This window comes from Chitinophaga sp. (genome assembly GCF_036566945.1).
Lineage (GTDB): Bacteria > Bacteroidota > Bacteroidia > Chitinophagales > Chitinophagaceae > Chitinophaga.
The window spans coordinates 1-2,268 of record NZ_DATCVJ010000959.1 but is presented as its reverse complement, the minus strand read 5'-3'; the positions used below and the strand labels follow the sequence as shown (position 1 = coordinate 2,268).

Here is a 2,268-nt window from a genome sequence, read left to right as displayed (position 1 = left end):
GGTGAAGGTGCTGTTGAAAGATCAAACCACGGCATTGCAACTGTTGCCGGGAGAACAAGCCACCTATAATCCGCAGACCCGTCAGCTGGAGAAAGTTAGAAAAGATATGAGCGAAGTGAATGCCTGGAAAGATAATAAACTGGTGATGAACAACGCCAGCGTGGGCGAAATTATACAGCTGCTGGAAGATACTTACGGTTACAAAGCGGTGCTGGAAGATCCTGCCATCGTGAACAAAAGAATAGAAGGAACCATACCGGTGAAAAATGAAGACAACATCATTTTTATATTATCCGGCATATTAAAAGTGAACATTGAAAAGAAGGATAGTCTGCTGATTTTCAGACGCGCCAATTAACAAAAACCAACCAAATCTGCATTCATTAAAGATTACTTTATGCAAAAAATTGCTAACAAATGCTGGCTGCTGTTGCTATGCAGCATCCTCACAATGGGCGCTTATGCCCAGGCAGATAATGGTCCGGGACGCATTCCGTTATCGGATGCACTAAAGGATATCACCAAACAGTACGACACCAGATTTGTGTTTGATGCTGATCTGATCAAAAACAAAACCACCAATATTTCAGTCGGGGCTTTAAAGCAGTTGCCGGTTGAAGAAGTATTGAAAAGAGTATTGTATCCCGTTAACCTGCTGTTTGTATACGTTAGTCAGAATAACTATATGCTGATCCAGCGCCCGGTGCCAGCTAAACCAGCATCGGCGTCCACATTGGCAGCATCCTCTGCAACCGGAACGCCGGAAGAAAAAAATGCAGTGGTTCATCACCTGCAGGGCTTCATAACGGATGCGGCTACACGTGAACCACTGCCTGGTGTAACCGTACGCTTGCTGCCTTCCGGCAAAGGTGTACTCACCGATGAAAAAGGACACTATATTTTCTCAAATGTGCCGAACGGCACCAATATACTCCGCGCCAGCTTTGTAGGTTATACCACCCGTGAATTTACGGCAGGTACACCTTACGCATCGTTCTCACTCGAACAGGATACCCGTACCCTCGATGAAGTAAAAGTAGTGGAAGTAGGATATGGTACTAAACGAAGAGAAGCCATCACCGGTGCGGTGACATCTGTCAATAATAAAACGGTGAACCAGTTACCTTCTGCCATGTTGAGTAATAACCTGGTAGGGACTATACCAGGTTTATTTGGTAAACAAACCGGTGGTGCGCCCGGACGCGAAAGCAGCCGCTTACTGGTAAGAAGTTCTTCCTTTTTAAACGCACCTTTGATCGTGATAGATGGCGTGCCACTGAACGAAAGTACGGGGTCTATTATCGCCGGACAGGCTAGTTTGAATGATATTGATCCGGCAGATCTGGAGTCTGTTACCGTATTGAAAGACGCCGCATCTACCGCTATTTACGGCTCCCGCGGAGGTAACGGTGTAATACTGGTCACCACCAAAAGAGGCAAAACAGGCAGACCGAAATTTTCATTCACCGCCAACACCACCTATTCCCAACCAACACAACAACCTAAATTTGTAGATAGCTATACACAAGCTTTACTGGACAATGAATCTGCCGTGAATTCCGGTAAAGACGCCGTCTATTCTCCGGCAGTACTGGATACTATCCGGTTGGGATTGAATCCGGACAAATATGCCAATACCAATTGGAGTGATGCAGTGCTGAATGATTATGCCAACGGACAAAACTATAATCTGAATGTAAGCGGTGGTAATGAAGCCATCAAATACTATGTAGCCGGTGGTTTCAATAAACAAGGCTCTATCGTGGGAGAAGGCGGCTTAAAGCGCTATTCCGTGATTTCTAATATAGATACCAGGCTCAATAAAAACCTGACCATGGGACTGGATATGGCGTATCGTTCTGAGCAAACAGATGATGCCAGCGGCGGTGGATCTAACACTATCCTGACCAATGTTTACAACATGTCGCCGTTACAGCCTGTTTACTTCAGCAATGGTTTGCCTGCTGCCAATTATACCGGTGGGATATCGAATCCATTTCTGCAAAAAACGCAGAGCGGCTATACCCGTAGAGTAGGTAATTATCTCAATGCAAAACTGAAAATGGATTATGCCATTCCTTTTGTAAAAGGGCTGTCGGCACATGCCATGGCCTCTTTTGACAGAAATAATTATGGGGAGAAAATGTTTACCGTTCCGTATAAATTATACCGGGCCAATAATCAGGGACAATATGTACCGGTATCTGGGGTAGATAGCAAAGGCGCAGACCTGAAACCTTCGCTTACAGAAAATATGTACCGGGCTAA

The 2,268-nt window shown here is 45.3% G+C and carries 2 protein-coding genes; both read left to right on the top strand.

What is annotated here, in order from left to right; genetic code table 11:
• The coding region (locus VIP81_RS28920) for a DUF4974 domain-containing protein (RefSeq protein ID WP_331969862.1) at positions 1-358 on the top strand (358 nt) is incomplete at its 5' end.
• A gap of 39 nt (positions 359-397) precedes the next feature.
• Positions 398-2,268, top strand: a 1,871-nt coding sequence (locus VIP81_RS28915; RefSeq protein WP_331969859.1) for a SusC/RagA family TonB-linked outer membrane protein, incomplete at its 3' end; no start/stop codon positions are given.